The sequence below is a fragment of the Tardiphaga sp. P4_G1 genome, from assembly GCF_056401215.1.
This window is the reverse complement of sequence record NZ_JBFUJU010000012.1, coordinates 62,908-87,663: the sequence shown is the minus strand read 5'-3', so window position 1 is coordinate 87,663 and position 24,756 is coordinate 62,908. Positions and strand designations below refer to the sequence as shown.

Genomic DNA, 24,756 nt, shown 5'->3' with positions numbered 1-24,756 from the left:
CCTAGGTTTGCCGTTCGGAGGCAGCATGCTTGATGGCTTCACGCACCCGGACATAGGTGCCGCAGCGACATATATTTCCGGCCATGGCGGCATCGATGTCAGAATCGTCGGGGGTCGGCGTAGAAGCGAGGAGCGCGGCCGCCGACATGATCTGCCCGGACTGGCAGTAACCGCATTGAATGACTTCGAGATCGAGCCAGGCCTTCTGCACCTTGGCGCCGACCGGTGTGGTGCCGACGCCTTCGATTGTGGTGATGGCGCGTCCGCTCACCGCACTGACCGGCAGCAGACAGGAGCGCACGGCCTTGCCGTCGACATGCACGGTGCATGCCCCGCATAGCGCAACGCCGCAGCCGAATTTTGTGCCGGTCATGCCGAGAATATCGCGCAGCACCCAGAGCAGGGGCATGTCGTCTGGTGCGTCGAAGGACTTCTGCTCGCCGTTGATATTGAGATTTGCCACAGTGAGACCCCCGTTTGCTCGACTCGATGATGCAATGGCGAATGGTTCGTCATCGACCAACGACGGTACTATAGGCGTACGGTCATCATTTCAAAAGCAGCAATAAGATGCAGCAGGACTATACATTGGTTTGTATGTCGCGCGAGCGTGTCTGTCGGATAAATCGCGGTAAAATCTGCGCGACGTCATCCGACGCCCTCTTCGTGGGCGTCGGATGACTTTTATTCAAAAGAATATTGCGGTTGCGTTAGGCTCGGCCTGCCCGAAAAACGTTACGCAATCTGCCGACTGTGGGGCTAGTACCGCTCCGGCACATACATTTCGGCTGGCACCGGCGTGCGGTGATAGTCGGGATTGCGCACGCGTGCAGGCAGGACCACGGGCGGATGCTCGACCTCCTGATAGGGAAGCTGTTCGAGCAGATGCGCGATGCAGTTCAAGCGCGCCTTCTTCTTGTCGACGGCCTGCACCACATGCCACGGGGCTTCCGGAATATGCGTATGCTCGAGCATCGCTTCCTTGGCTTTGGTGTATTGCTCCCAGCGGGTGCGCGCCTCGACATCCATCGGGCTGAGCTTCCACTGTTTGAGCGGGTCGGCGATACGCATCGAGAAGCGCAAGTGCTGCGCTTCGTCGGTGATCGAGAACCAGTATTTGACCAGGATGATGCCCGAGCGCACCAGCATGCGTTCGAATTCCGGCACCGAGCGGAAGAATTCCTCCACGTCATCTTCGGTGCAGAAACCCATCACGCGCTCGACGCCGGCGCGGTTGTACCAGCTACGATCGAACAGCACGATCTCGCCGCCGGCGGGGAGATGCGAGACGTAACGCTGGAAGTACCATTGGGTGCGTTCGCGCTCATTCGGCGCGGGGAGTGCGGCAACGCGGCAGACGCGCGGATTAAGCCGCTGGGTGATCCGCTTGATAACGCCACCCTTGCCAGCGGAATCGCGACCCTCGAAGATCACCACGACCTTGAGCTTGTTCTGCTGCACCCAGCTCTGCAGCTTCACCAATTCGCCCTGCAGGCGGAACAGTTCCTTGAAATAGAGCCGTCGCTCGATGGTCTCCGCCGGGCTGTGGTCGGACATTTCGTTGGTCAGGGCGTCGAGACGATCGTCGTCGATCTCGAGCTCGAGTTCTTCATCGAAGCCGTCCAGCATCTCTGCACGAATGCGGTCGTGGATTGCTTGCGCGTCGTCGAGGGAATGTTCGGTCATGGCAGCTCCGCTTGTATCGAATGGGTTCACGGTTATGGACCGATGCAAATGTCAGCGGTGTGACACTGCCTCCCAGGCCCGGGGCGAATGGGCAAATGGGCCCCAATGGGTCTCGCCGCCGCTGTCCATGCAGGACGGGGTACCGCAAGCCGAAATTCAACTACGCGTGATTGGCGCTACCTTGAGAGCCAAGCGTGCGCATCTGAGGTCGCGGGGCTCGTTGACCAAGGACAAATGTGATGAATAAATTCATTCTGTTGGGCGCCGCTTTACTGATCGCCGGCACTGCGAGCTGGACCGCGCAGGCCAAAGACGGGCATAGCGCTGCCAGCAAGCATCGACGGATCATGTCCTCTCACGCGCGGTATGAGGGAAGCGCCCCCGTAACGGTCTATCGCGGATTTGGTGCCGGCCCCGGTTCATATGGATACAGCGCGCCATATGGATATGGCGGCGGTTCATACGGCGGAGATGACAATGCGGAAGGCCGAACGAGCGGCGGCTAGGAGGGCTTGGCAGTTTTGGCTGCTAACCCACTCGCAGACGGAATATGCGGCGCTGCGCCAGGTCTCAGGTGGCAGCGCAGCGCCGTGTGCAAACCCATCATAACTTGTACGCCGTGCGGAAGCCGCCCCAATGGCGTCCCTGTATGCGCACAGGCACGTCGATCTCGCGCATCATCACGGTCTGACCGTTGCCCATGTCGCGGGCATAACTCTGGATCAGGTAGGAACGTGTATTGCGACCGGCGGCCAATCCAGCCGGATCGTTGAAGATGCGGCGGTTGCGGCAGTTGGCAGTGTTCCAGCTCGCATCGCCTGGGCGCTGCGGCTTCGAATAGATGCTGTTATGCACCGGTAGATAGCCGTTGCGGTCGATCATGGCGCAGAACGCCATGCGGGTGTCCTTGGCCAGAAACGCGTCCTGGAATTCGGGCAGTGCGCGATCGGCCCAGCCGAGAATCTTTGTCCGGTACTGTACCGGACTGGAGCCAGGGATTTCGACGTAGTTGTCGTCGAACATGTCGTCGATACTGATAGCACCGGATGCAATACCGTCGGCAAAGATCTTGTTGAGCAGTGCGCCGGCGTCGATGGCGCGGGTGACGAATTCGGTGTTCTCGTCATGGATCGCCCATAGTCGGTCTTCGATCCGGCTGATGAGAGCCCCGTCGGGCGCGACGAACAGTGCCTGTGCGCCGGCGGGGGAATGTTCGGCAATGCGCAGGCGGCAGGGGCCGACCTCGCTGAGTTCAGCAGCAACGATGTCGTGCAACGGAAGCCGGTTCGCGTCCGGTCCGCCGATGAGAATGCCGTCCATCGAGATTTCATAGACCGGCGCGCTGATCTGGCCGCCGCGCGTCTGAAGATCGACGTTGAGGTGACATGGCAGCTTTTCGCGTCGTCGCTCGTCTTCGCGCTCGCTTTGTTTGAGCAATACCGCGCAGCGCGACTTCAGCCGTGAGGCAAACATCGTCACGGCCTGGCCGGCCTGCGCGACATGCTCGCCGTGCGCAGCCGCTTCCTTTGCAGCGCTATCGATTTCCGCGGCGCTGTTGCCGACCGAGACGATGAACTGCGAGGCAGTGGCAGCGTTATGCGACATCTCGCTGGTCGTCGCGTTCTGTTCGGCGACCGCGCCGTTGACATTGGCAAAGACCGGGCGGATCGCGTCGATGGCGGTGGAGATGCGATGCACGGCGTCGACCGAACTGGCTGCGTCGCGCTGCAGGGTATCGATCTTCTTCCTGATCTCTTCGGTGGCGTTCTGCGTTTGCACCGCCAGCGCCTTGACCTCGGTGGCGACGACCGAGAAGCCGCGGCCTGCAGCGCCTGCGCGTGCCGCCTCGATGGTCGCGTTCAGTGCCAGCATCGTTGTCTGGCGGGCGATCTGCGCGATCAGCTCCAACACATTGCTGATTGCAGCGGAGGAGTCGCGCAGCCGGTCCACATTGGCGCTGGCTTCATGGGCGGCGGCGCCAGCCTCGTCCGCAAGCCGGCTGGCATCGCGCACCTGGGTGCCGATACCCTCGGCCGAGTGGGTGAATTTGTCGGCGGCCTGCGCGAAGGTCGTGGCGGTGGATTGCGCGGCGCTGCTGCGGTCGGCCAGCACGTCGGTGCGGGCGCGGATGGCGGAGAGGGTGGTGGCGGTCGATTCGGCGCCGCCGGCGACGGATGTCGCGGCACGCTCAAGCTGGCGGATAAGCGCGCCCAGCTCAAGTTCCAGCAACTCAAGGATGTCCCGAGCGGTATCTGGTTCAGGATGCTGCGGTGCCACAGAAGGTGCTGTGTTTTCAGCAATCATCACCACTTCAGCCGCTTCCGGCTGCCGCTTGCGGAACAGTCCAAACGCCATCGGTGACCCCAATGAATGCAATCTATGCGGGTAACCTTGCACCTCGGCGTGAAGTGATGGTTAAGGTCGGTTGCGGTATTGCGAAGATCTGCCGGATTCGGCTGCAAATTTTTGATTTTGCCGATTTCGCGGCCTATAACCCCGCGCCGCAGCCCTAACTACCCTGACGCTTCAAGAGAGACCGCATGGCCGGACATTCCCAATTCAAGAACATCATGCACCGCAAGGGCCGGCAGGATGCCCAGAAGTCCAAGCTGTTCAGCAAGCTGGCGCGCGAAATCACCGTCGCTGCCAAGATGGGGACGCCCGACCCGTCGATGAATGCCCGGCTGCGCTCCGCCGTGATCGCCGCCCGGCAGGAGAACATGCCGCGCGACAACATCGAGCGCGCCATCAAGAAGGCGATCGGCAGCGACGGCGAGAACTACGATGAAATCCGCTACGAGGGCTACGGCCCCGGCGGCGTCGCCGTCATCGTCGAGGCACTGACCGACAACCGCAACCGCGCCGCGTCCGACATCCGTTCCTACTTCACCAAATCCGGCGGCAATCTCGGCGAAACCGGCTCGGTTTCCTTCATGTTCGACCATGTCGGCGTGATCGAATATGACGCCGAAAAGGCCTCGGCTGATGACATGCTCGAAGCCGCCATCGAGGCTGGCGCCGACGACGTCGTGTCGGGCGAGGGCGGCCATGAAGTCTATGCCTCGCAGGAGACCTTTCGGGAAGTCGCCAAGGGACTGGAAGCCAAATTCGGCGAAGCCCGCAAGGCGGCGGTGATCTGGAAGCCGCAGAACACGCTATCGGTCGATGACGAGACCGGCGAGAAGCTGATCAAGCTGATGGACCTGTTGAACGAGCATGACGACGTGCAGAACGTCTATGCCAATTTCGAGGTGTCGGACGCGTTGATGGCCAAGATGGGCGGCTGAGCAGGGGCTCAGCTTCCCTCTCTTTCCTTTGGGACGGCTCCGCGTTTCTATTTCGTTCCCTGCCGTCCGGCGTTATCCCTGTGGGATGACAAACCCTCCGATTCGCCCTCCTGTCCGCATCATCGGCATCGATCCGGGCCTGCGCCGTACCGGCTGGGGTGTGATCGAGATCGATGGCAACCGGCTGACCTATATCGGCTGCGGTTCGGTGGAACCGCCGGACAATCTGCCGCTGGCGAGCCGGCTGCTCGGCATTCATGAAGGTCTCGCCAAGGTGCTCGGCGACTTCCAGCCGGCCGAAGCTGCGGTCGAACAGACCTTCGTCAACAAGGACGGCGTCGCGACGCTGAAGCTCGGCCAGGCGCGCGGTATCGCCATGATGACACCGGCGATGTTTGGCATTGCCGTCGCCGAATACGCGCCCAATCAGGTGAAGAAGACCGTGGTCGGCGCGGGCCACGCCGACAAGAACCAGATCCAGGTGATGCTGAAGATCCTGCTGCCGAAGGCTGAGCCGAAATCCGCCGATGCGGCCGACGCGCTGGCCATCGCCATCACCCATGCGCATCACCGTCAGAGCACGGCACTGCGCTTCAAGGTCGTCGGCGCGTGATCGGCAAGCTCAAAGGCCTGATCGACAGCTATGGCGAGGACTATGTGATCCTCGACGTACAGGGCGTGGGCTATCAGGTGCATTGTTCCGCTCGCACGCTGCAGGCACTGCCGCAGGCGGGCGAAGCTGCGGTGCTCGCCATCGAAACCTATGTCCGCGAAGACCAGATCAAGCTGTTCGGATTCCGCAGCGATATGGAGCGCGAATGGTTTCGCCTGCTGCAGACCGTGCAGGGCGTCGGCGCCAAGGTCGCGCTTGCCGTGCTCAGCACGCTGCCGCCGGCCGACCTCGCCAATGCCATCGCGCTGCGCGACAAGACGGCCGTGGCGCGCACGCCGGGTGTCGGTCCGAAGGTGGCCGAGCGTATCGTCAGCGAATTGAAGGACAAGGCGCCGGCCTTTGCGTCGGTCGATCCGGTGGTCGCGCAACTCGCCGGTTCGTTCGACGACAACCGCGCACCAGGCGCCGTCAGGGATGCGATCTCCGCGTTGGTCAATCTCGGCTATGGCCAGCCACAGGCGGCGGCGGCCGTCGCAGCCGCGTCGCGCAGCGCAGGCGAGGGCGCGGAAACGGCGCAACTGATCAAGCTCGGGCTGAAGGAACTGGCGAAGTGAGCCTTGCCAGAATCGCCCGTGTGATCGGCATTGTCGCGATCTTCGGTGTTGTCGGTTCGCTATCCGTGGCTGCACTTGTGTCGTTGCTTGTGGTCGGTCTGGGTGCGTCGATCCTGCAATTGATTTTCTCTGTCGCCGATCTCGATGGTTTCAGATCGCTTGTCTCGATTGCACTGTGGCTGCTGGCATTCGTTGCTGCATTGGCGGCGCTGCTGCCGTCGCTCGGTGCGGGCGTCGTCTTCGCGCTGTCGGCCGTCTATGCCGGGCAAAACACGATCTGGATGGCGTGGCTCGCTGCGGGCGTCGGCATTGCCGGCTTCATCGGTTTTGGAATGTTCGTTCAGCCCTCGGAATCGTCGGCGGTGATTTTGCCCGGCGTTCGATCGCTCACGCAAGCGCTGTCGCTGTCCGCATTGCTCGCGGGCATTGCCGTGATTCCAGCCAGCCTGTGCTGGTGGTTCGCGCGGCCGTTGCACCGTGGTAACGTTGCATCATGAATACGCCACCCGATCGCATGGTTACACCTGAGCGCCGCTCCGACGATGTCGGTGACACCACGCTGCGCCCGCAGTCGCTGTCCGATTTCGTCGGCCAGGCACAGGCGCGCGCGAATCTGCAGATCTTCATCGATGCCGCCCGCAAGCGCGGTGAGGCACTGGATCACACATTGTTTGTGGGCCCGCCCGGCCTCGGCAAGACCACGCTGGCGCAGATCGTGGCGCGCGAGCTCGGTGTCGGCTTTCGCGCGACATCGGGGCCGGTGATCGCCAAGGCCGGCGATCTCGCGGCATTGCTGACCAATCTCGAAGAGCGCGATGTGCTGTTCATCGACGAGATCCACCGTCTCAGCCCTGCAGTAGAGGAAGTGCTCTATCCCGCGATGGAGGATTTCCAGCTCGATCTCATCATCGGCGAAGGCCCTGCGGCACGCTCGGTGAAAATCGAGCTGTCGAAATTCACGCTGGTCGGCGCGACCACCCGTGCGGGTCTGCTGACCAATCCGCTGCGTGATCGTTTCGGCATTCCGCTGCGGCTGAATTTCTACACGATCGACGAGCTCGAAAAGATCGTCACGCGCGGCGCCCGCGTGCTGGACATCGGCATGACCCCTGAAGGCTCTAACGAGATTGCGCGCCGCGCCCGCGGCACGCCGCGCATCGCCGGGCGTCTGTTGCGCCGTGTGCGCGACTTTGCCTCCGCTGCGGATGCGTCAGCGATCGATCGCAAAATCGCCGACCACGCGCTGTCCGCATTGGAAGTTGACAGTGCGGGTCTTGATGCGATGGATCGCCGCTATCTCACCACCATCGCGATGAACTATGCCGGTGGTCCCGTTGGTGTCGAGACCATGGCGGCCGCGCTGTCCGAGCCGCGTGATGCCATCGAGGACATCATCGAGCCCTATCTGATCCAGTGCGGCTATCTGCAGCGCACCCCGCGCGGCCGGCTGCTCACCTCGCATGCGTTCAAGCATCTCGGACTGAGTGAGCCGAAACGGGATGAGAGCCAGATCGGATTGTTCGGTTCGGGCGACGAGGAGTAGTTCGCAATGACTGACAAGATCATCGGCGTCGTCGCTGCGCTGATCCGCGATGACGCAGGGCGCATGCTGGTGGTGCGCAAGCGCGGCACCGAGGCCTTCATGCAGCCGGGCGGCAAACGCGATGCCGGCGAGGACGATCTGGCCGCGCTGGAGCGCGAGATCAGCGAGGAGCTCGGCTGCCGGATGGTGCCGGGTTCTGCGCAAGCGCTCGGACAATTCAACAGCGTCGCCGCGAATGAGCCGGGATGGCGCGTGCAGGCTAGTGTTTATGCGGTGAAGGTGGATGGCGCGATCGCGCCGCAGGCCGAGATCGCCGAAGCGATTTGGATCAATCCAACTGCGCCTGAGGCTATCGTCTTGGCGCCATTGACGCGTGATCACGTGCTGCCACTCGCAGCTCACGGCTTTTCGTTATGACCGGTTCTACGACCTTCCATCTCGACGGCGCCATCGCCGACGGCCTGCATCGCATGCAGGTGCGGCGCCATGGCCTTTGTGGGGTCTTTTAAGAGCCAAGAGATCGAAGGGGGGCTCGGACGCCGGCTGCGCGAGCGCTTTGATCTCGTCCGTAGCACAAGCTCAGGCGCAATTGTCGCCGCGCGGATCAGCGTTGCCCAACATTGGCGGCCGCTAGGCCTGAATCGTCGATGCGGCGATCTCGTCCAGTACTTCGGTCAATCGGTCTACGGCCCAATCCACCTGTGACTCGTCGATAATCAAGGGCGGCGCAAAGCGTATCGTGTTCCGGTGAGTATCTTTGGTCAGCACGCCCGCCTGAAGCAAGCGGCTGATCACCGTACCGGCACTAGCCATGTTGCGGTGTAACTCGACCCCCGCAAACAAACCGCGACCGCGCACCTCGCGAATGATCGGATTTTTGATCGCGGAGAGCCGATCGAGGAGATGCGCGCCGACAGTCGCGGCGCGTTCAATCAATCGCTCGTCGATCAGTGTGTCGAGGGCGGCTAATCCAACCGCTGATGCAATCGGGTTGCCTCCGAACGTGCTGCCGTGGTCACCGGGAGTGAAAACCTGCATGACCTCGCGACGGGCGAGGAAAAGCGAAACCGGCAACATCCCGCCACCGAGCGCCTTGCCGAGCATCAGACCGTCGGGTGTTACCCCTTCATGCTGACACGCGAGTAGACGTCCGGTGCGTCCCAGACCGCTCTGGATCTCGTCGCACAGCAGCAGCACGTTGTTCGCCTTGCAAATGCGCGCGACCTCAGCGAGATATCCAGGGGGCGGCACATTGATCCCGCCTTCGCCTTGAATTGGTTCGACCAAAAAGGCTGCGGTGTCAGAGGTAATGGCCGCGGCGAGCGCCGGCGCATCGCCGAACGGCACGCATGTGAAGCCAGGCGGGAACGGCCCGAAGCCGTCGCGATATTGGGTTTGCGAAGAAAAGCCGACGATCGAGATGGTACGGCCGTGGAAATTTCCCTCCGCGACGATGATTTCAGCCCGGTCAGTCGGCACTCCCTTGACCCTGTAGGCCCATTTACGTGCCGCCTTGAGCGCCGTCTCGACGGCTTCCGCGCCGCTGTTCATCGGTAACGCGGCGTCCATACCGGTAAGTGCACAAGCCTTGGCGAGAAAAGGCCCCAGCCGATCGCTGAAATAAGCGCGCGAGATCGTATCCAGTCGCTGTGCCTGTTCTGTCAGCGCCTTGACGAGGCGCGGATGGCAATGGCCGAAGCTTGCCGCCGAATATGCGCCCATCATGTCGATGTAGCGTCTGCCAGCCTCGTCCCACACGTAGACTCCAGCCCCGCGGACGATCGTGACCGGCAATGGTGCATAGTTTCCTGCGCCAAAGCGGGATTCAAGACCGGCGAAATCAGTCATGACAAGCACTCCTGCCGCGTTCCTCCCCCGTGCCCGCTCGGCATGCCATCCCGACCGTTAGCGAGGACGCTCAAGCACAACTACATCGTGAGATCACCGCTCATGGCGCGCTCTCCCGATTGGGCGCGCTTAAGGCGATGCGCACCTCAGTTCTGATGTAGGAAGGCCGACGCAGAAAAAACAGGTGCGAGGGCTCAAGACTGGCACCGCCACCTCTCCCGTTCTGCTATAATCCGTTCATGACGATCGGGATTACCGGGCCCGAACGGAAGACGCCAGGGCGAAACGCCGTGGTCGGGGTGATTGTGACTGCCATCTTCTCCGGGATTTGCCTGATCCTTTTCGCGATTGTCGGCGACTTCCTGGTCGACTGGATGTGGTTCTCCGCGGTCGGCTATTCGCAGGTTTTCTGGACATCGATCGGCGCGAAAGCCGCAGTCTTTTCTGTCGTCTTCGCGGCAACTGCCGTCATTGCGTGGGCGAACGCCCGGCTGGCACTTTTTCTTGTCCGACGGCGGCGAGGCCGGCTTCCCGTCGACTTCGACTGGAAGCTCGCGGCCACCGCGGTGCCGCCCGATCCGTTCGAATTCATGCGCGATCGGTTGCCATGGCGCCTTGCCATCGCTGGCGGCGCCGGATTCCTCGCTCTGCTTGTTGCATGGGAGGAGGTCGGCAATTGGAGCATCATTCTGCAGTTCCTTTATCAGGTGCCATATGGCGCGAATGATCCGCTGTATGACAAAGATATTGGATTCTATCTGTTTTCTCTGCCCGCCTATATCGCCATCAGGAATTGGGCATTGCTAACGCTGTTCATGAGCGCACTTCTCGCCGCAGTGATCTATTGGCTGCATGGTCAGATCGAATACCAGGTCCAGCGGTGGTCGATATCACCGACAGCGGTTGCTCACGGCTCGGCGCTGCTCGGCTTGCTCTTTGCGGTGAAGGCATGGTCCTACGGACTCGACCGTTATTTGCTGCTCTACGGAGACAATGGCGTAGTGGTTGGCGCGAGCTACACCGATGTCCACGTTCAGCTACCCGTTCTCTGGTTACTGATCGGGCTTTCGATCGTTGCGGCATGCGCCGCTTGGGCGAACCTGTGGGCGCGTACCTACTGGCTCCCCATTGCCGCGACGTTGCTCGTCTTCGGGGGCGCTTTCCTGCTGTCCGGCGTGATCCCGATGCTGTTTCAGCGCTTCTACGTGAAACCGAACGAACTGGAACTGGAGCGGCTCTACATCGAACGCAGCATCCGTCTGACCAGGGAAGCCTATAATCTCGACAAGATCGCCGCCAAGCCCTTTCCTGCCGAACAGGACCTTACCTTCGCGACACTCGAGGCCAACAAGGCGACCATCGAGAACATCAGATTGTGGGACGGGCAGCCGCTGGCGGATACCTACGCCCAGCTGCAGGAGATACGCACCTACTACAAATTAAGTGACCTGGATGTCGACCGCTACTGGCTTCGCGGCACCTACCAGAGCGTGATGCTGTCAGCACGCGAGCTCAGATCCTCACTGCTGCCGCCGAACGCCCAGACGTGGGTCAACCTCCACCTGCTGTTCACCCACGGCAATGGAGCGGTGATGAGCCCGGTAATGCACAAGAGCGCTGAAGGGCTTCCGCTGCTTTACCTGCGGGATATTCCTCCCGTTGCGGACGGCGGTCCCGAGATCCGCGAACCGCGCATTTATTATGGACAAGAGGAGAGCAACTACGTTGTCGTCAGGACGACCACGCCGGAATTCGACTATCCGAAGGGGAGTGAAAACGCATACACGGTCTACGACGGTGCCGGTGGCGTACCGCTGACGGGTATGGTGCGAAAAATCATCTTCGCTCACCACTTCAACGACATGAACCTGCTGCTCTCCAGCTACATCACCGACGACAGCCGGATCATGATCCGGCGCAATATCGGGGAACGGCTACGCACGATTGCCCCGTTCCTCAGCCTCGACCACGATCCCTATCTGGTCATCAGCGAGGGGCGGATGTTCTGGATCCAGGACGCCTATACAACCAGTAACTATTTCCCCTCTGCGCAGCCTGCACCCGGCCGCAATCTGAATTACATCCGCAATTCCGTGAAGGCCGTCATCGACGCCTATAACGGCAGTGTCGACTTTTATCTGATGGACCAGGCGGACCCGATCGTAGCCACCTACCAGCGAATCTTTTCGGGGCTATTCAAGCCGTTTGCGGCAATGCCGTCCGACCTGCAAAAGCACATTCGCTATCCCGAGGACCTCTTCCTGATTCAGGCGCAGCTTTACCAGACCTATCACATGGCATCTGCCGACGTTTTCTATAACCGGGAGGATCTTTGGCAGTTTCCGCGCCAGCCGGCCGGCGACGGCGTCGCGCCGATGGTCCCTTACTACATTGTGATGCGGCTGCCCGGCGAAACCCAGGCCGAGTTCTTTATCATGATCCCCATGGTGCCAAGCCGACGCGACAACATGATCGCATGGCTGGCAGCGCGCTGCGACGCTCCCGACTATGGAAAATTGATCGTCTACGAATTTCCCAAGGAGAAGCTCGTCTACGGACCGTTCCAGATCGAGGCGCGCATTCATCAGAACACGGAGATCTCCCAGCAAATATCGTTGTGGAACCAGATGGGTTCACGGGTGATCCGCGGAAACCTGCTGGTGATCCCGATCGAGAATTCGATCCTGTACGTATCGCCGCTGTACCTGCGCGCGGTCCACGGACACTTGCCGGAGCTCAAGCGCGTGATCGCTGCCTACGGCGAGCATGTCGTCATGAAAGAGACGCTTGCCGAGGCCTTGTCCGCGCTTTTCATCGAAACTAACGCGTCGCCGACATCGCTGAGTGCTGCGACGGAAATGCCACGTGCGAGCCCTGCGGAAAACAGGGCGCAGGAGGCGCTTGATCGCTATAACGAAGCAATGAAGCTGCTGAGGTCTGGGGATTGGGCAGGCTTCGGCACGCAGATCGACGCGATGCGCGGTCTTTTGGAGAAAATGAGCCGGGAATCGGCCGGACACTGACCAACGCTGGCTAATTGCCATTCGACAAAGAGAAATTCTCTCGTGATCTCAAATGCCCAAAAGGCTGAGAACCAATGCAGCAGAACCCCGGTGTGGTTACAGGGCGGTCGGCAGGGGCTCAATGCCGTTTTCCTACTGCCAGAATCTGTCACTGATGAGCGTTAGGCTTCCTTTCAGTGGACCAATCACTGAAAGGAAAGACTATGAACACCCAAAGCAACGGCAAAGCGCCGCAAATCGCCCAGACCTATGTCGAGGCCATTGCCAGCAAGAACGTAGATACAATTATTTCCGTCTCGGCGGATGACGTTGTTTGCAATTCGCCACTCGGGCGGATTACCGGAATCCAGAAGTTTCGCGAGTTTCAGGAAGGGTTTTCTCGCATGATCAAGAAGGTCACCATTCTCGCCACCTACGGCGACGATGAGCAGGCCGTGATCGTTTACAACGCGGACACGCATCCCGTCCCCAACGCCGTCGTCGCAGAAATCGTCAAGGTAAAAGACGGCAAGATCACCTCGACCGAAGTGATTTACGACGCGACGCCGTTCGTCGCCTACATGGCGACCGTCAAACCTCACTAAGGCACGGTCGGCTATGAAACGGATTCAGTATTACAATTACGGCGCCCCCGAAATGATGAAGCTCGAAGACTTCGAGCTGAAGGCTCCGGGGACTGGCGAAGTCGCGGTCAAGATCAAGTTCGCCGCCATCAACCCCATCGATTGGAAGGTCCGTAACGGTTATCTGAAAATGGTGACAGGGAAGAAATTTCCACGCGCGATGGGTAGCGATTTCTCCGGCATCGTGACCGCCATCGGCGCGAGCGTGACGCGCTTCAAGGTCGGCGATCCCGTGTTTGGCATGGCGCAGATCAAGGATGGCGGCGCGCTCGGCGAAGCCGTGATTGTCCCCCAAACCTTTGTCGCCAGGAAGCCGGATTCGGTCTCGTTCGAGGACGCGGCCTGCCTGGCCACGCCGGGCGTCACCGCATGGAACGGCCTCGTGGACAAGGCTGCCCTGAAATCCGGCAAGCAGGTGTTCATCAACGGCTGTACCGGCGCCGTCGGTGTGGCCACGGTGCAGCTTGCGAAGATGTTCGGGGCGACCGTCGCGGGGACGTGCAGTGCGCAGGCGATGCAGCGGGCCCGCGACCTGGGCGTCCAGCCTCTCTTCGATTATCGGACCACCGACCTGCTGAAGATCCGCGAACGCTTTGACGTGGTCTACGACGCGGCGGGAACGATGACGGTTGCTACCGGGCTTGGCCTGCTTCGTAAGGGGGGCGCGTATCTCGATATCAATCCGACGCCAGTCAAGTTCGTTCGCGCCATCTTCGACCGGAAACTCAAGCCGATCATCTGCACCGCGCGGGCTGACATCCTTGACGGGCTTGCCAGTGCGGCGGGCACTGGCAAGCTTCACTTGCCGGTCGCCGAGACCGTGCATCTGAACGATGCGATCCTGCTAATCACGGCGCTTGAAGCCGGGCGCAAGCTCCCCGGTAAGGCGCTGGTCGCGATGTGAACCCCGTTGGGCCATTGAGGCGGCGTGGCCACCCGAAGCCGCGTCGCCCGCAGCCCGTGACAAGTGACTGACATTTTCTGGCAGGGTCTGTGCTAGACTTGCTCCATGTCCAAGAGCCAACGGCTATTCGACCTTATGCAGATCTTGCGGCGGCACCGTCATCCGGTGTCGGGCAACGACCTTGCGGCTGAGGCAGGTGTTTCGTTGCGAACGATTTATCGCGACATCATCGACTTAAAAGCGTTGGGCGCGCAGATCGATGGCGAACCGGGCTTTGGCTATGTCTTGCAACCCGGCTTCCTCCTTCCGCCCCTGATGTTCTCGGAGCAGGAAATCCAGGCGCTGGCGCTCGGCGCTCAATGGGTGTCCCGCCAGACCGATGATGAGTTTGCGCTGGCGGCACGTGACGCGCTCGCAAAAATCGGCGCGGTGCTCCCCTCAGAACTGCAACACAAACTGGACGACAATGTCTTTCACGTGAGCCGCAGGCCAAAACAGCCCGAAGCCGTCGAGTTGGGCTTGGTGCGCAAAGCCATGCGCGATCAACACAAGCTTTCCATCGTGTATCGCGACCCGAAAGGCGCGAAGACCACCCGGGTGATCTGGCCAATTGGCGTTGCCTTTTTCGATTCCCGGCGCATCATTGCCGGTTGGTGTGAAATGAGAAAAGATTTCCGCTCATTCCGGGCGGATCGGATCGAGAAGATCAAGATCAAACCAGAGCGCTACCCCGGTCGCCGACGTGATCTCGTAAAGCAATGGCGGGCCCAGGTTGGCGAGGACCGCGGCAAAAGTGCTAACTGAGCCCTCCCCCTGGGCGCCATTTTCAGCACGAACTCACGGAAACGACCAGCGGGGGAAGTCTGTGTGGGCGTCTGTTGCGGGTTCCCGCAACCAAGATTCCAGGTGCATCCCAAGCAAGGTTCAAGCCCAAAGCGATTGGCGCTTGCTGGGGAAGGTGCCTCCGTGCAAGACGATTACTCCCCGGAGTGTGATAAGAGGAATCTCCCTGTGACAGCCTCTCTTGATGGCGAAATTCGCGACGGTCGTCATCATATGCGGGTCCGCGTTTATTTCGAAGATACTGACGCCGGCCAGATTGTTTATCACGCGAATTTTTTGCGCTTCATGGAACGCGGCAGAACGAATTACTTGCGTTTGCTCGGAACGAGTCAACAAGAGCTGCTGAAAGAAGCGCGAGAGGATACGCCCGGCTTTGCCTTCGTTGTTCGTTCGATGAAAATTGATTTTCTAAAACCGGCAGTCCTGGACGATCTGCTTGACGTCGTCACGGTTCCACAAGAGGTGAGGGGCGCCTCGATCATGCTGGGTCAGGAAGTGCGCCGCGGCGATGAGTTGCTGCTTGAGGCCAAGGTCAAGGTGGCCTTTGTCTCCGGCGGCCGCGCCAAGCCGATCCCGAAAGCGCTGCGGATTGCCATGAAGGCCGATCAGATTTAGCAATCGCCCCATAGGTGAAACGGCATCGACTCCGCATGCGGCAGGGCTACAATCCCTGCAACATCGCAAAGCCGAGGGTCCCATGTCGCGTCCACCGTTTCCGCCCTTCACCCGAGAGACCGCCGCCCAGAAGGCCCGCATGGCCGAGGACGCCTGGAATTCACGCGATCCGGTGAAAGTGTCGCTCGCCTATACCGAGGACTCGACCTGGCGCAATCGCGGCGAGTTCTTTCAGGGGCGCCCGGCGATCGTCGAATTCCTCACTCGTAAATGGGCGAAGGAGCACGAATATCGGCTGATCAAGGATTTGTGGGCGTTCGACGGCAATCACATTGCCGTGCGCTTTCAATATGAATGGCACGATGACGCCGGCAACTGGCATCGCTCCTATGGCAATGAGCAGTGGGAATTTGATGAGGCCGGCCTGATGCGGCGCCGCGAGGCGAGCATCAATGACGTTGCGATTGCCGAGAAGGATCGCCGTTTCCTGTGGCCGGCGCCGGGGCCGCGTCCGGCCGATGTGCCGGGTCTCGGCACCGACCCGTTCTAACTAAAGCGAACCGCTATCGACCACGAATTCGACGCGCTCGGCGACGAAGCGCGAATGCGTAGCGCTGAGCGGCGTGCCGTCGGCATCCACATCGATGGAATCGACAATCAAGATCGGGCGCCCGAGTGCGACACCAAGCCGTGTCGCATCGGTCGCGTCGATGATCCCCGCGGTCACCTTCGTCGAGGCGCGGCGATAGTCCTTGATGCCGTAATGCGCCAGCGCCTTGGTCATCGAGCGCACGCGCTCATAGACCTTGCCGAAATCGGGAAAGCGTTCGGCCGACAGCCAGTTGGTGCCGACGCAGATCGGCGTCTTGTCCGCCAACCGCAAGGCTTCAATGCGGATCAGCGGAGCGCCGGCTTTGAGGCCAAGTTGCCTTGCGAGATCGCGTGTTGCCACATCGTCCCAGGCTCCGATCAATTGCGCTTGCGGCTCGCGCCCGCCGGCACCGGCAATTTCCGAGAAGCGCGTGCGTGATCGCAGGGGATATGCAAGCTTTGGCGATTCCACATAGGTGCCGCTGCCGCGCTCGGCGCGCACCAGGCCGCGTTCGGCCAGGGTCGCGAGGGCGCGGCGCACGGTGTGGCGATTGACGCGGTAGATGTCAGCCAGTTCAGTCTCGCCGGGCAGCTTTTCGCCAGCACCATAGCGGCCATCTGCAATGCCGCGCTCGATGCCGTCGGCCACATGCCGCCAAAGTGCCACGCCTGTTGGCTTGTCCTGAATGGTCACAAAATCGGTCCCGGAATGATGTCGACCACGCATTAGCGAAAAATCGTGCCGCTGTCACGAAACGGTCATTGCCTCCGCCTATAAAGTTGTCTAGTAAATCATACAACTTGTTGAGCGACGGTGACATGACTTCATCCTCCCTGAACCACCAGCAGGCCCGGCGCCGTGAGGCGATGGGGGTGCTTGGGCACTGCGCCACGGCGGATATCGCCGGATATCTCGATGCAGTGGCTGTTCCCGCCCATGAACAACTGCGTCAGCCGGAAAACGGCCTGGTGATGCTGCGCGGCCGGATCGGCGGCGATGGCGCGCCATTCAATCTCGGCGAGGCGACGGTGTCGCGTGCCGCTGTACGGCTTGCCAGCGGCGAGGTTGGCTTCGGTTACACACTCGGTCGTGACGGCGCGAAGGCGCAGCTGATCGCGCTCTGCGATGCACTCATCCAGACCAGTGAATTTTCAGATGCTGTCGAGACCAAGGTGCTCACGCCGCTGCGTGCGCGCGTCGTCGCCGATAGCAAGCGCAAGGCCGCAGAGACCGCGGCAACCAAAGTCGATTTCTACACCCTCGTGCGCGGGGAGGGCTGATCATGACGACAGTTGCGGAAATGCCGGCCGGTTTCGCGGACAAGGTGCTTGCAGCGCAATCGACCTTCCGTTCGGTGATGGATGCGATGGCGCGTCCCGGCGCCGTGCAGCGGATTCAGGCTGTTTCGGGCGTACCTGCGCCGATGATGCGCGGCGCGGCCGCTATCGCGCTGACGCTGTTCGATCAGGACACGCCGGTGTGGCTCGATAGCAAGTTGGCGGCGACGATGGATGTTGCCAAGTGGATCAAGTTTCACACCAGCGCGCCGGTCATCGCCGATCCCGCCGTGTGTGCCTTCGCCGTGGTGGCTGATGCTGCCGCGCTGCCGTCCTTCGAGCACTTCGCCTTCGGCACCGGCGAATATCCGGATCGCTCCACCACGATCATTCTGCAGGTGGCGAGCCTGACTGAAGGCCCGGCCTATGAGCTGCGCGGTCCGGGTATTGACGGCGCCACGATCCTGCGCGCCGCAATCGGCGTGCCGGATCTGCTGGATCGTCTCGCGCTGAATGCCTCGCTATTTCCCCGCGGCATCGATCTCGTACTGGTCTCCGGCGAATCCATCGTCGCGCTGCCGCGCACCACGCGTCTTGTCGCCAAGGAGGGCTGAGCATGTATGTCGCCGTCAAGGGTGGCGAACGCGCCATCGAGAATGCGCATCGTCTGCTGGCCCATGAGCGCCGGGGTGATCGCGCTGTGCCGGAAGTGTCGCTGGCGCAGATCTCCAATCAGCTCGGCCTCGCCGTCGACCGCGTGATGACCGAAGGCTCGCTCTATGACCGCGAGCTCGCGGCGCTGGCCATCAAGCAGGCACGCGGCGACATGATCGAGGCGATCTTCTTGCTGCGCGCCTTCCGCGCGACGCTGCCGCGGTTCGGTTCGAGTGAGCCCGTCGATACGTCGCAGATGCAGGTGCGTCGCCGCGTCTCCTCGACCTTCAAGGACATGCCGGGCGGCCAGGTGCTCGGCCCGACCTTCGACTATACGCATCGTTTGCTCGATCCGGTGCTGACCGGCGAATCCTCGCCCGAGGAGCCGGCCATGACCGATGCAGAGCCGAGCGTGATGCCGCGCGTCACCGATATTCTTGGCCGCGACGGCCTGATCGAGGCCTCGCCCGCAGAAGATCCCGAGAAGCCGGTCGGCGATCTCACCCGCGATGCGCTGAGCTTCCCGGCCGACCGCGATCTGCGGCTGCAGAATCTTGCGCGGGCCGATGAAGGTTTTCTGCTCTCGCTCGGCTATTCGTCGCAGCGCGGCTATGGCCGTAACCATCCTTTCGCCGGCGAGATTCGCCTCGGTGAAGTCGAGGTCGAATTCATGGCCGAGGATGTCGGCTTTGCCGTGCCGCTTGGCTCGATCACGCTGACCGAATGCCAGATGGTCAACCAGTTCAAGGGCTCGGATACCGAGGCGCCGTGCTTCACGCGCGGTTATGGCCTCGCTTTTGGCCAGAGCGAACGCAAGGTGATGTCGATGGCGCTGGTCGATCGCACGCTGCGTGCACGCGAACTCGGCGAGGACATCAAGGCGCCGGCGCAGGACGAGGAATTCGTCATGTCGCATTCCGACAATGTGCAGGCGACCGGCTTCGTCGAGCATCTGAAACTGCCGCATTACGTCGACTTCCAGTCCGAGCTCGGCCTGCTCCGCAAGCTGCGCAAGGAATTCGCCGATGCCGACGAGACGCCAGTTGCTCTTCAGGAGGCCGCGGAATGAACGCGCCGACATATAACTTCGCTTATCTGGACGAGCAGACCAAGCGGATGATCCGCCGCGCCATTCTCAAGGCGATCGCGATCCCCGGCTATCAGGTGCCGTTCGCCAGTAGGGAAATGCCGATGCCTTACGGTTGGGGCACCGGCGGCGTGCAGGTGACGGCGGCGATCCTTGGCCCCATCGACAAGCTTAAGGTGATCGACCAGGGCTCTGACGACACCACCAACGCGATCTCGATCCGCAAATTCTTCGAGAAGACCGCAGGCGTTGCGGTGACCACGAGCACAGGCGATGCGACGGTGATCCAGACCCGGCATCGCATTCCCGAAGCGACGCTGCAGGCGCATCAGGTGCTGGTCTATCAGGTGCCGATCCCTGAGCCGCTGCGCTTCCTCGAGCCACGCGAGACAGAGACGCGGCGTATGCATGCGCTCGCCGAATACGGCTTGATGCATGTAAAGCTGTATGAAGACATCGCGCGCTTCGGCCATATCGCCACGTCCTATGCCTATCCGGTGAAGGTCAATGCGCGTTACGTGATGGATCCGTCGCCAACGCCGAAATTCGACAATCCGAAGATGGACAACTGCGCAGCCCTGCAGTTGTTCGGCGCGGGCCGCGAGAAGCGCATCTATGCGATCCCGCCTTACACATCGGTGGTGTCGCTGGATTTCGAGGATCATCCATTCGAGCCCTACAAGCACAAGGCCTGCTGCGCTTTGTGCAACGCCGAGGATTCCTATCTCGACGAGATCGTCACGGACAACAAGGGCAGCCGGATGTTCGTCTGCTCCGACACCGATTATTGCGAAACGCGGCAATCACAGGGGCATCGCGGCAGCGAGAATGCTGCGCCCTATGCGGAGAGCGCAAATGCTTGATGTGACAGCGAATTCAACTGTACCGGGGGCGCGCGCGGCTGCGAGTGACGAGCCGTTGCTCGTTGCGGCAAACCTCGGAAAATCTTATGGCCGTCTTGCGGCATGCCGCGACGTGTCCTTCGAACTCTATTCCGGCGAGGTGCTGGCTATCGTCGGCGAGTCCGGGTCCGGCAAATCGACACTGCTGCAGATCCTCTCCGCCCAGTTAGCGCCGACCACCGGCAGCGTCTCCTACCGGATGCGCGACGGCGTGACCCGGGATCTCGCGGCGATGGGCGAAGCCGAGCGGCGCTTCCTGTTTCGCACCGACTGGGGCTTTGTGCATCAGGACCCGGCGATGGGACTGCGCATGGCAGTCTCGGCCGGCGCCAATGTCGGCGAGCGGTTGATGGCTGTGGGCCAGAACCACTACGGCAAGATTCGTGACACGGCGACCTCGTGGCTTGAGCGCGTGGAAATTTCGCCCGAGCGTATCGACGATGCGCCGCGGACCTATTCGGGCGGCATGCGGCAGCGTCTGCAGATCGCGCGCAATCTCGTCACCGAACCGCGTCTCGTCTTCATGGACGAACCGACAGGCGGTCTCGACGTGTCGGTGCAGGCCCGTTTGCTGGACATGATGCGTACGCTGGTCAGCGAGCTTGGCCTTAGCGCGATCGTTGTAACGCACGATCTCGCGGTGGCGCGGTTGCTGTCGCATCGCGTGATGGTGATGCAGGGCGGTCGCGTGATCGAGACGGGGCTCACCGATCAGGTGCTCGACGATCCCAGAGAGTCCTATACGCAACTGCTCGTTTCCTCGATCCTGCCGGCGTGAGGTCAACATGAATCCGATGATCGATATCCGCAACGCCGAAAAGACCTTCGTGATGCATCTGCAGGACGGCATTCGCCTGCCGGTGGTGCGCAACGTCTCGTTCCATGTGGCACCCGGCGAATGCGTCGTGCTGTCCGGTCCGTCGGGGGCCGGCAAATCGTCGATCCTGAAGATGATCTTCGGCAATTATCGCTGCGACGGCGGCACCATCGGCGTGCGCCACAACGGTGACGTCATCGATATCACCACCGCCGAGCCGCGCGAGATCCTGGGTGTGCGCCGCGACACCATCGGCTATGTCAGCCAGTTCCTGCGCGCGGTGCCGCGTGTGGCCGCGATTGATGTCGTGGCCGAGCCGCTGCTCGCTGCCGACGTAACGCGTGAGGAGGCGCGTGCGCGTGCGGGGGCGTTGCTTAAACGTCTCAACATCCCCGAGCGGCTGTGGAAGCTGCCGCCCTCGACTTTTTCCGGCGGCGAGCAGCAACGCGTGAATATCGCGCGTGGCTTTATCTCCGATCTGCCGATCCTGTTGCTGGACGAACCGACCGCGTCGCTCGATGCCGCCAACCGAGCCGTGGTCGTTGAACTGGTCGCCGAGAAAAAACGTGCCGGCGTCGCCATGGTTGCCATTGTGCATGACGACGAAGTGCGGCACTTGATCGCCGACCGGCTGGTGGACGTCGCATCCTTCGCCGCTGCTGCTGCCTGAGAAAGAGAACCATGACCGCATCATCGACCGAAACCGTCATCGGCAACGCCAGGATCGTTCTTGCCGACCGCGTCATCGACAAAGGCTGGATCGCCTTTGTCGACGGTCGCATTGCCGAGTTCGGCGAGGGAGATGCGCCGCGCGGCAGCGACGACATGCGCGGCGATCTGATCATGCCCGGCCTGATCGAATTGCACACCGATCATCTCGAAGCCCATTTCATGCCGCGGCCGAAGGTGTTCTGGGATCCCATCGCCGCCGTCGTTTCCTACGACGGCCAGCTTGCTACGTCGGGCATCACCACGGTGCTCGACTCGGTGCGGGTCGGGTGTGAGGACTCAAGCCAGGGCATCGACAGCTATGCCGGCGTGCTGGTGGATTCCATTGCTTCTGCCGGCGAAGCCAGTCTCCTGCGGGTCGATCACTTCCTGCACCTGCGCTGTGAGATTCCGATGCCAACCGTGGTCGAGGAAGCGAAGGCGCTATTGGCGAAGCCGAACGTCCGGCTGATGTCGCTGATGGATCATACGCCCGGGCAGCGCCAGTTCCGCGACGAAGAAAAGCTGCGCACATACTATCGCGGCAAGGGTGGCAAGAGCGATGCCGAGCTTGATGTGATGTTCGCGCAACGTCTGGCCTGTCAGCAGCAATATGCGGCCGGCAATATGCGTGCGATCGTGGCGCTGGCTCACGGGCGCAATATTCCGCTGGCGAGCCATGACGACACGACGGAAGACAACGTGACCGAAGCCGTTGGAGACAAGGTCTCGGTGGCCGAATTCCCGACGACGCTGGAAGCGGCCCAAGGCCTGCACAAGGCTGGCATCGGCATCCTGATGGGAGCGCCGAATGTCGTCCGCAACGGCTCGCATTCCGGCAATATCGCGGCGATCGATCTCGCCCGCGAAGGCATGCTGGATATTCTGTCGTCGGACTATGTGCCGTCGAGCCTTCTGATGGGAGCCCTGCAGCTCTCGAGCAAGGTACCATCGATCGATCTGGCGAGCGCGATCCGCACCGTGACCAAGCGGCCCGCGGAAGCCGTTGGGCTCATGGACCGCGGCGAGATTGCGGTCGGCAAGCGCGCCGACGTGATCCGCGTCCATGTGGCGCATGAGGTACCGGTGGTGCGCAATGTCTGGCGCGAAGGACATCGGGTGGCATGACCGACACCGCGGCGATATCCGAAGCGCAAGCAGGTCGGATCGGCCCCGGCCGGTTGGTGCTGGTGGTCGGCCCGTCGGGTGCCGGCAAGGATACGCTGATCGGTCTGGCGCAGGCGGCTTGTGCGGATGACGACAATATGGTGTTCGCGCGCCGCGTGGTGACGCGCGAGGCGTCGGAATTCGAGAATAATGCGCAGGTCACGCCGGAGGCGTTCCGTCAGGCACAGGCCAGCGGCGCCTTCGCCGTCCACTGGGAAGCGCATGGTCTTTGTTATGCGCTTCCGCGCTCGATCGATGATGCGCTTCGCGCCGGCCGCAATGTCGTTGCCAATATCTCACGAACGGTTATCCCGGCGCTACGTGCCGGTTATGAAGATGTCGTCGTAGTGTCGATCACGGCGCCGCCGGAAGTGCTTGCGGCGCGACTTGCGGCGCGGGGACGCTCAACCGATGGGCCGATCGGCGATCGGCTCAAGCGCAGCGTCGAGACATCAGGTGCCGACGTCACGATCAACAATATTGGTGTCGCGGAAGATCATGCGGATGACCTGATACGGGTCATCAGGGGTCAATAGATACGGCGGAGGGCAGTGCGGCCATGTCGGTGATCGAAACCATCGAGCAGCTCGAAGAGATCTACGGCCGTTTCGATGACATCGGCGAAGCATCCACCGCCAAGGTCGCGGACTGTGTAACGGCGCAATATCGCCGGCTGATCGAGGTCTCGCCCTTCGCCGCTCTGGCGACCACCGGCCCGGAGGGGCTGGATTGCTCACCACGCGGCGACAAACCGGGCTTCGTCCGGATCCATGACGAGCGCACCTTGATGATGCCGGACCGCCGCGGCAACAATCGCGTGGACTCTCTGCGCAACATCGTGCGCGATCCCAAGATCGCGCTGCTGTTCCTGATCCCCGGTGCCGGCACCACGCTCCGCATCAACGGGACGGCGCATCTCTCGACGGACCCGGACCTGCTGGCGTCCTTCGCCGTGGAGGAGAAGGCTCCCCGCACGGTGATCGTGATGACGGTCGGGGAGATCTATTTCCAATGCGCCCGCGCCATCGTGCGGTCCGATCTCTGGAACCCTGATAAACGCGTCGATCCGAAGACCCTGCCGACGCCCGGCGAGATCCTGGCGGAGATGAGCGAGCGCCGGGTCGGCGGTCCGGAATACGATCGGCAATGGCCGGAAAGGGCGCGACAGACCATGTGGTGAGGGGGCGAATCTGGGGTGATTTTTGCAGTGCGCTTCTGTCGCCTGCCGCGACTCCGTAGGCCCCTTGTTTCAAGTATTTTGCGCTTGCGAGGGTCCTGAAACCCTGCCGTACAAGTCGAATCGGGGTTTGATGGTCAAAAAACATCATTTTTCCCGGCAAAATCTGTGAAAATTTCATTGAGCACGGGTTTTTTCCCGTAATTCCTCATAGTGTCTGTCTCACCGAATCACGGCAAACCAAAAGGTGCAAAATGGCAGACCAAATGACGAAGTCGCAGCTCATCGAGAAAATCGCTGAGACCACTGAGCTCTCGAAGAAGGACGTCAAGGGCGTTATCGAGACCATGGCGACCCTCGGCTATAAAGAGCTGAAGAAGAGCGGCGTGTTCCTCGTTCCCGGCTTCGCCAAGTTCGTCGTCATCAAGAAGCCCGCCACCAAGGCACGCAAGGGCACCAACCCCTTCACCGGCGAAGCCATGACCTTCAAGGCCAAGCCGGCCCGCAAGATCGTGCGCGCCCGCCCGGTCAAGGCTGCGAAGGACGCGGTCTAAGCGGACCTCCGGCGCGGTCGCCCATGAGGTGACCGCAGCCGACCTGAGTTGAGAATGGCGCGGCACTCCCAGAGGATGCCGCGCCGTTTTCGTTTTGGGGAGTGCCTTACCTCTCCCCGCTTGCGGGGAGAGGTCGACTGCAACGCGCGAAGCGTGTGGAAGTCGGGTGAGGGGGCTTTCCATTCGCTCCGCGCCTGCGGAGGTTCCCCCTCATCCGTCGTC

Annotated in this window: 28 protein-coding genes; 23 read left to right on the top strand and 5 right to left on the bottom strand. The window is 61.6% G+C overall.

What is annotated here, in order from left to right:
- Nucleotide 1: 1 nt before the first annotated feature.
- The 3 genes from AC1DUY_RS25905 to AC1DUY_RS25895 form a co-directional block, all read right to left on the bottom strand.
- The gene (locus AC1DUY_RS25905; protein WP_199712107.1) at nt 2-463 is read right to left on the bottom strand and encodes a (2Fe-2S)-binding protein; all 462 of its coding nucleotides are present in this window, start codon (nt 461-463) and stop codon (nt 2-4) included.
- Nucleotides 464-759: 296 nt separating this feature from the next.
- Complete coding sequence (gene ppk2 / locus AC1DUY_RS25900; RefSeq protein ID WP_092144861.1) at nt 760-1,686, bottom strand: polyphosphate kinase 2; 927 nt, start codon at nt 1,684-1,686, stop codon at nt 760-762.
- 603 nt (nt 1,687-2,289) lie between these two features.
- Entirely contained in the window at nt 2,290-3,990 is a 1,701-nt protein-coding gene (locus AC1DUY_RS25895; RefSeq protein ID WP_478118212.1) for a methyl-accepting chemotaxis protein, read from the bottom strand.
- 62 nt (nt 3,991-4,052) lie between these two features.
- Here AC1DUY_RS25895 and AC1DUY_RS25890 point away from each other — a divergent pair, with 62 nt between their 5' ends.
- The 7 genes from AC1DUY_RS25890 (at nt 4,053) to AC1DUY_RS25860 (ending at nt 8,160) form a co-directional block, all read left to right on the top strand.
- Entirely contained in the window at nt 4,053-4,199 is a 147-nt protein-coding gene (locus tag AC1DUY_RS25890) for a hypothetical protein (protein WP_478118080.1), read from the top strand.
- 27 nt (nt 4,200-4,226) lie between these two features.
- Nucleotides 4,227-4,973: a YebC/PmpR family DNA-binding transcriptional regulator gene (locus tag AC1DUY_RS25885; protein WP_309948433.1), complete on the top strand. Its 747-nt coding sequence runs from the start codon at nt 4,227-4,229 to the stop codon at nt 4,971-4,973.
- A gap of 85 nt (nt 4,974-5,058) precedes the next feature.
- Nucleotides 5,059-5,586, top strand: a complete 528-nt coding sequence (gene ruvC / locus AC1DUY_RS25880; RefSeq protein ID WP_478118077.1) for a crossover junction endodeoxyribonuclease RuvC — start codon at nt 5,059-5,061, stop codon at nt 5,584-5,586.
- The gene (ruvA, locus tag AC1DUY_RS25875) at nt 5,583-6,200 is read left to right on the top strand and encodes a Holliday junction branch migration protein RuvA (protein WP_439077988.1); all 618 of its coding nucleotides are present in this window, start codon (nt 5,583-5,585) and stop codon (nt 6,198-6,200) included. Before ruvC ends, ruvA begins: the two co-directional genes overlap by 4 nt.
- Complete coding sequence (locus tag AC1DUY_RS25870; protein ID WP_478118075.1) at nt 6,197-6,697, top strand: hypothetical protein; 501 nt, start codon at nt 6,197-6,199, stop codon at nt 6,695-6,697. The genes ruvA and AC1DUY_RS25870 overlap by 4 nt, the downstream gene beginning before the upstream one ends.
- Nucleotides 6,694-7,743: a Holliday junction branch migration DNA helicase RuvB gene (ruvB, locus tag AC1DUY_RS25865; RefSeq protein WP_231079736.1), complete on the top strand. Its 1,050-nt coding sequence runs from the start codon at nt 6,694-6,696 to the stop codon at nt 7,741-7,743. Before AC1DUY_RS25870 ends, ruvB begins: the two co-directional genes overlap by 4 nt.
- 6 nt (nt 7,744-7,749) lie before the next feature.
- On the top strand, nt 7,750-8,160 hold the full coding sequence (locus AC1DUY_RS25860) for an NUDIX hydrolase (protein WP_441230377.1): 411 nt from the start codon (nt 7,750-7,752) through the stop codon (nt 8,158-8,160).
- 213 nt (nt 8,161-8,373) lie between these two features.
- Here AC1DUY_RS25860 and rocD read toward each other — a convergent pair whose 3' ends face one another.
- Nucleotides 8,374-9,591: an ornithine--oxo-acid transaminase gene (gene rocD, locus AC1DUY_RS25855; protein WP_478118072.1), complete on the bottom strand. Its 1,218-nt coding sequence runs from the start codon at nt 9,589-9,591 to the stop codon at nt 8,374-8,376.
- A 239-nt stretch (nt 9,592-9,830) separates the two neighbouring features.
- On the opposite strand from rocD, the gene AC1DUY_RS25850 reads away from it, so the two are divergent.
- The 6 genes from AC1DUY_RS25850 (at nt 9,831) to AC1DUY_RS25825 (ending at nt 16,149) form a co-directional block, all read left to right on the top strand.
- Nucleotides 9,831-12,614, top strand: coding sequence for a UPF0182 family membrane protein (locus tag AC1DUY_RS25850; RefSeq protein ID WP_478118070.1), 2,784 nt, complete (start codon nt 9,831-9,833; stop codon nt 12,612-12,614).
- Between the two features lie 203 nt (nt 12,615-12,817).
- Nucleotides 12,818-13,198: a nuclear transport factor 2 family protein gene (locus tag AC1DUY_RS25845; RefSeq protein ID WP_478118068.1), complete on the top strand. Its 381-nt coding sequence runs from the start codon at nt 12,818-12,820 to the stop codon at nt 13,196-13,198.
- A 13-nt stretch (nt 13,199-13,211) separates the two neighbouring features.
- Nucleotides 13,212-14,141 carry an NAD(P)-dependent alcohol dehydrogenase gene (locus AC1DUY_RS25840; protein ID WP_478118066.1) on the top strand — a complete coding sequence of 310 codons (930 nt, stop codon included), beginning with the start codon at nt 13,212-13,214 and terminating at the stop codon, nt 14,139-14,141.
- A gap of 105 nt (nt 14,142-14,246) precedes the next feature.
- Complete coding sequence (locus AC1DUY_RS25835) at nt 14,247-14,945, top strand: helix-turn-helix transcriptional regulator (RefSeq protein ID WP_478118064.1); 699 nt, start codon at nt 14,247-14,249, stop codon at nt 14,943-14,945.
- A 207-nt stretch (nt 14,946-15,152) separates the two neighbouring features.
- Entirely contained in the window at nt 15,153-15,599 is a 447-nt protein-coding gene (gene ybgC / locus AC1DUY_RS25830) for a tol-pal system-associated acyl-CoA thioesterase (protein ID WP_231079739.1), read from the top strand.
- Nucleotides 15,600-15,681: 82 nt separating this feature from the next.
- Nucleotides 15,682-16,149, top strand: a complete 468-nt coding sequence (locus tag AC1DUY_RS25825; RefSeq protein WP_315843247.1) for a nuclear transport factor 2 family protein — start codon at nt 15,682-15,684, stop codon at nt 16,147-16,149.
- On the opposite strand, the gene phnF is transcribed toward AC1DUY_RS25825, so the two are convergent.
- The gene (phnF, locus tag AC1DUY_RS25820) at nt 16,150-16,884 is read right to left on the bottom strand and encodes a phosphonate metabolism transcriptional regulator PhnF (RefSeq protein ID WP_068735417.1); all 735 of its coding nucleotides are present in this window, start codon (nt 16,882-16,884) and stop codon (nt 16,150-16,152) included.
- A 125-nt stretch (nt 16,885-17,009) separates the two neighbouring features.
- Here phnF and phnG point away from each other — a divergent pair, with 125 nt between their 5' ends.
- From phnG to AC1DUY_RS25770, 10 genes are all read left to right on the top strand, one after another.
- Nucleotides 17,010-17,471, top strand: a complete 462-nt coding sequence (phnG, locus tag AC1DUY_RS25815) for a phosphonate C-P lyase system protein PhnG (RefSeq protein ID WP_478118061.1) — start codon at nt 17,010-17,012, stop codon at nt 17,469-17,471.
- A 2-nt stretch (nt 17,472-17,473) separates the two neighbouring features.
- Nucleotides 17,474-18,082, top strand: coding sequence for a phosphonate C-P lyase system protein PhnH (gene phnH / locus AC1DUY_RS25810; protein ID WP_478118059.1), 609 nt, complete (start codon nt 17,474-17,476; stop codon nt 18,080-18,082).
- A gap of 2 nt (nt 18,083-18,084) precedes the next feature.
- Nucleotides 18,085-19,191: a carbon-phosphorus lyase complex subunit gene (locus tag AC1DUY_RS25805; protein ID WP_478118057.1), complete on the top strand. Its 1,107-nt coding sequence runs from the start codon at nt 18,085-18,087 to the stop codon at nt 19,189-19,191.
- Nucleotides 19,188-20,072 carry an alpha-D-ribose 1-methylphosphonate 5-phosphate C-P-lyase PhnJ gene (locus tag AC1DUY_RS25800; RefSeq protein ID WP_068735209.1) on the top strand — a complete coding sequence of 295 codons (885 nt, stop codon included), beginning with the start codon at nt 19,188-19,190 and terminating at the stop codon, nt 20,070-20,072. Before AC1DUY_RS25805 ends, AC1DUY_RS25800 begins: the two co-directional genes overlap by 4 nt.
- A complete protein-coding gene (gene phnK, locus AC1DUY_RS25795; protein WP_478118054.1) occupies nt 20,065-20,889 on the top strand; it encodes a phosphonate C-P lyase system protein PhnK in 825 nt (274 codons plus the stop codon). Before AC1DUY_RS25800 ends, phnK begins: the two co-directional genes overlap by 8 nt.
- A gap of 7 nt (nt 20,890-20,896) precedes the next feature.
- Nucleotides 20,897-21,598 carry a phosphonate C-P lyase system protein PhnL gene (gene phnL, locus AC1DUY_RS25790; RefSeq protein ID WP_478118052.1) on the top strand — a complete coding sequence of 234 codons (702 nt, stop codon included), beginning with the start codon at nt 20,897-20,899 and terminating at the stop codon, nt 21,596-21,598.
- A gap of 11 nt (nt 21,599-21,609) precedes the next feature.
- Complete coding sequence (locus tag AC1DUY_RS25785) at nt 21,610-22,764, top strand: alpha-D-ribose 1-methylphosphonate 5-triphosphate diphosphatase (RefSeq protein ID WP_478118050.1); 1,155 nt, start codon at nt 21,610-21,612, stop codon at nt 22,762-22,764.
- Nucleotides 22,761-23,339, top strand: a complete 579-nt coding sequence (gene phnN, locus AC1DUY_RS25780; RefSeq protein ID WP_478118048.1) for a phosphonate metabolism protein/1,5-bisphosphokinase (PRPP-forming) PhnN — start codon at nt 22,761-22,763, stop codon at nt 23,337-23,339. Before AC1DUY_RS25785 ends, phnN begins: the two co-directional genes overlap by 4 nt.
- Before the next feature lie 23 nt (nt 23,340-23,362).
- Nucleotides 23,363-23,983: a pyridoxamine 5'-phosphate oxidase family protein gene (locus tag AC1DUY_RS25775; RefSeq protein WP_093756773.1), complete on the top strand. Its 621-nt coding sequence runs from the start codon at nt 23,363-23,365 to the stop codon at nt 23,981-23,983.
- A 251-nt stretch (nt 23,984-24,234) separates the two neighbouring features.
- A complete protein-coding gene (locus AC1DUY_RS25770) occupies nt 24,235-24,534 on the top strand; it encodes an HU family DNA-binding protein (RefSeq protein ID WP_068735221.1) in 300 nt (99 codons plus the stop codon).
- Nucleotides 24,535-24,756: the final 222 nt, after the last annotated feature.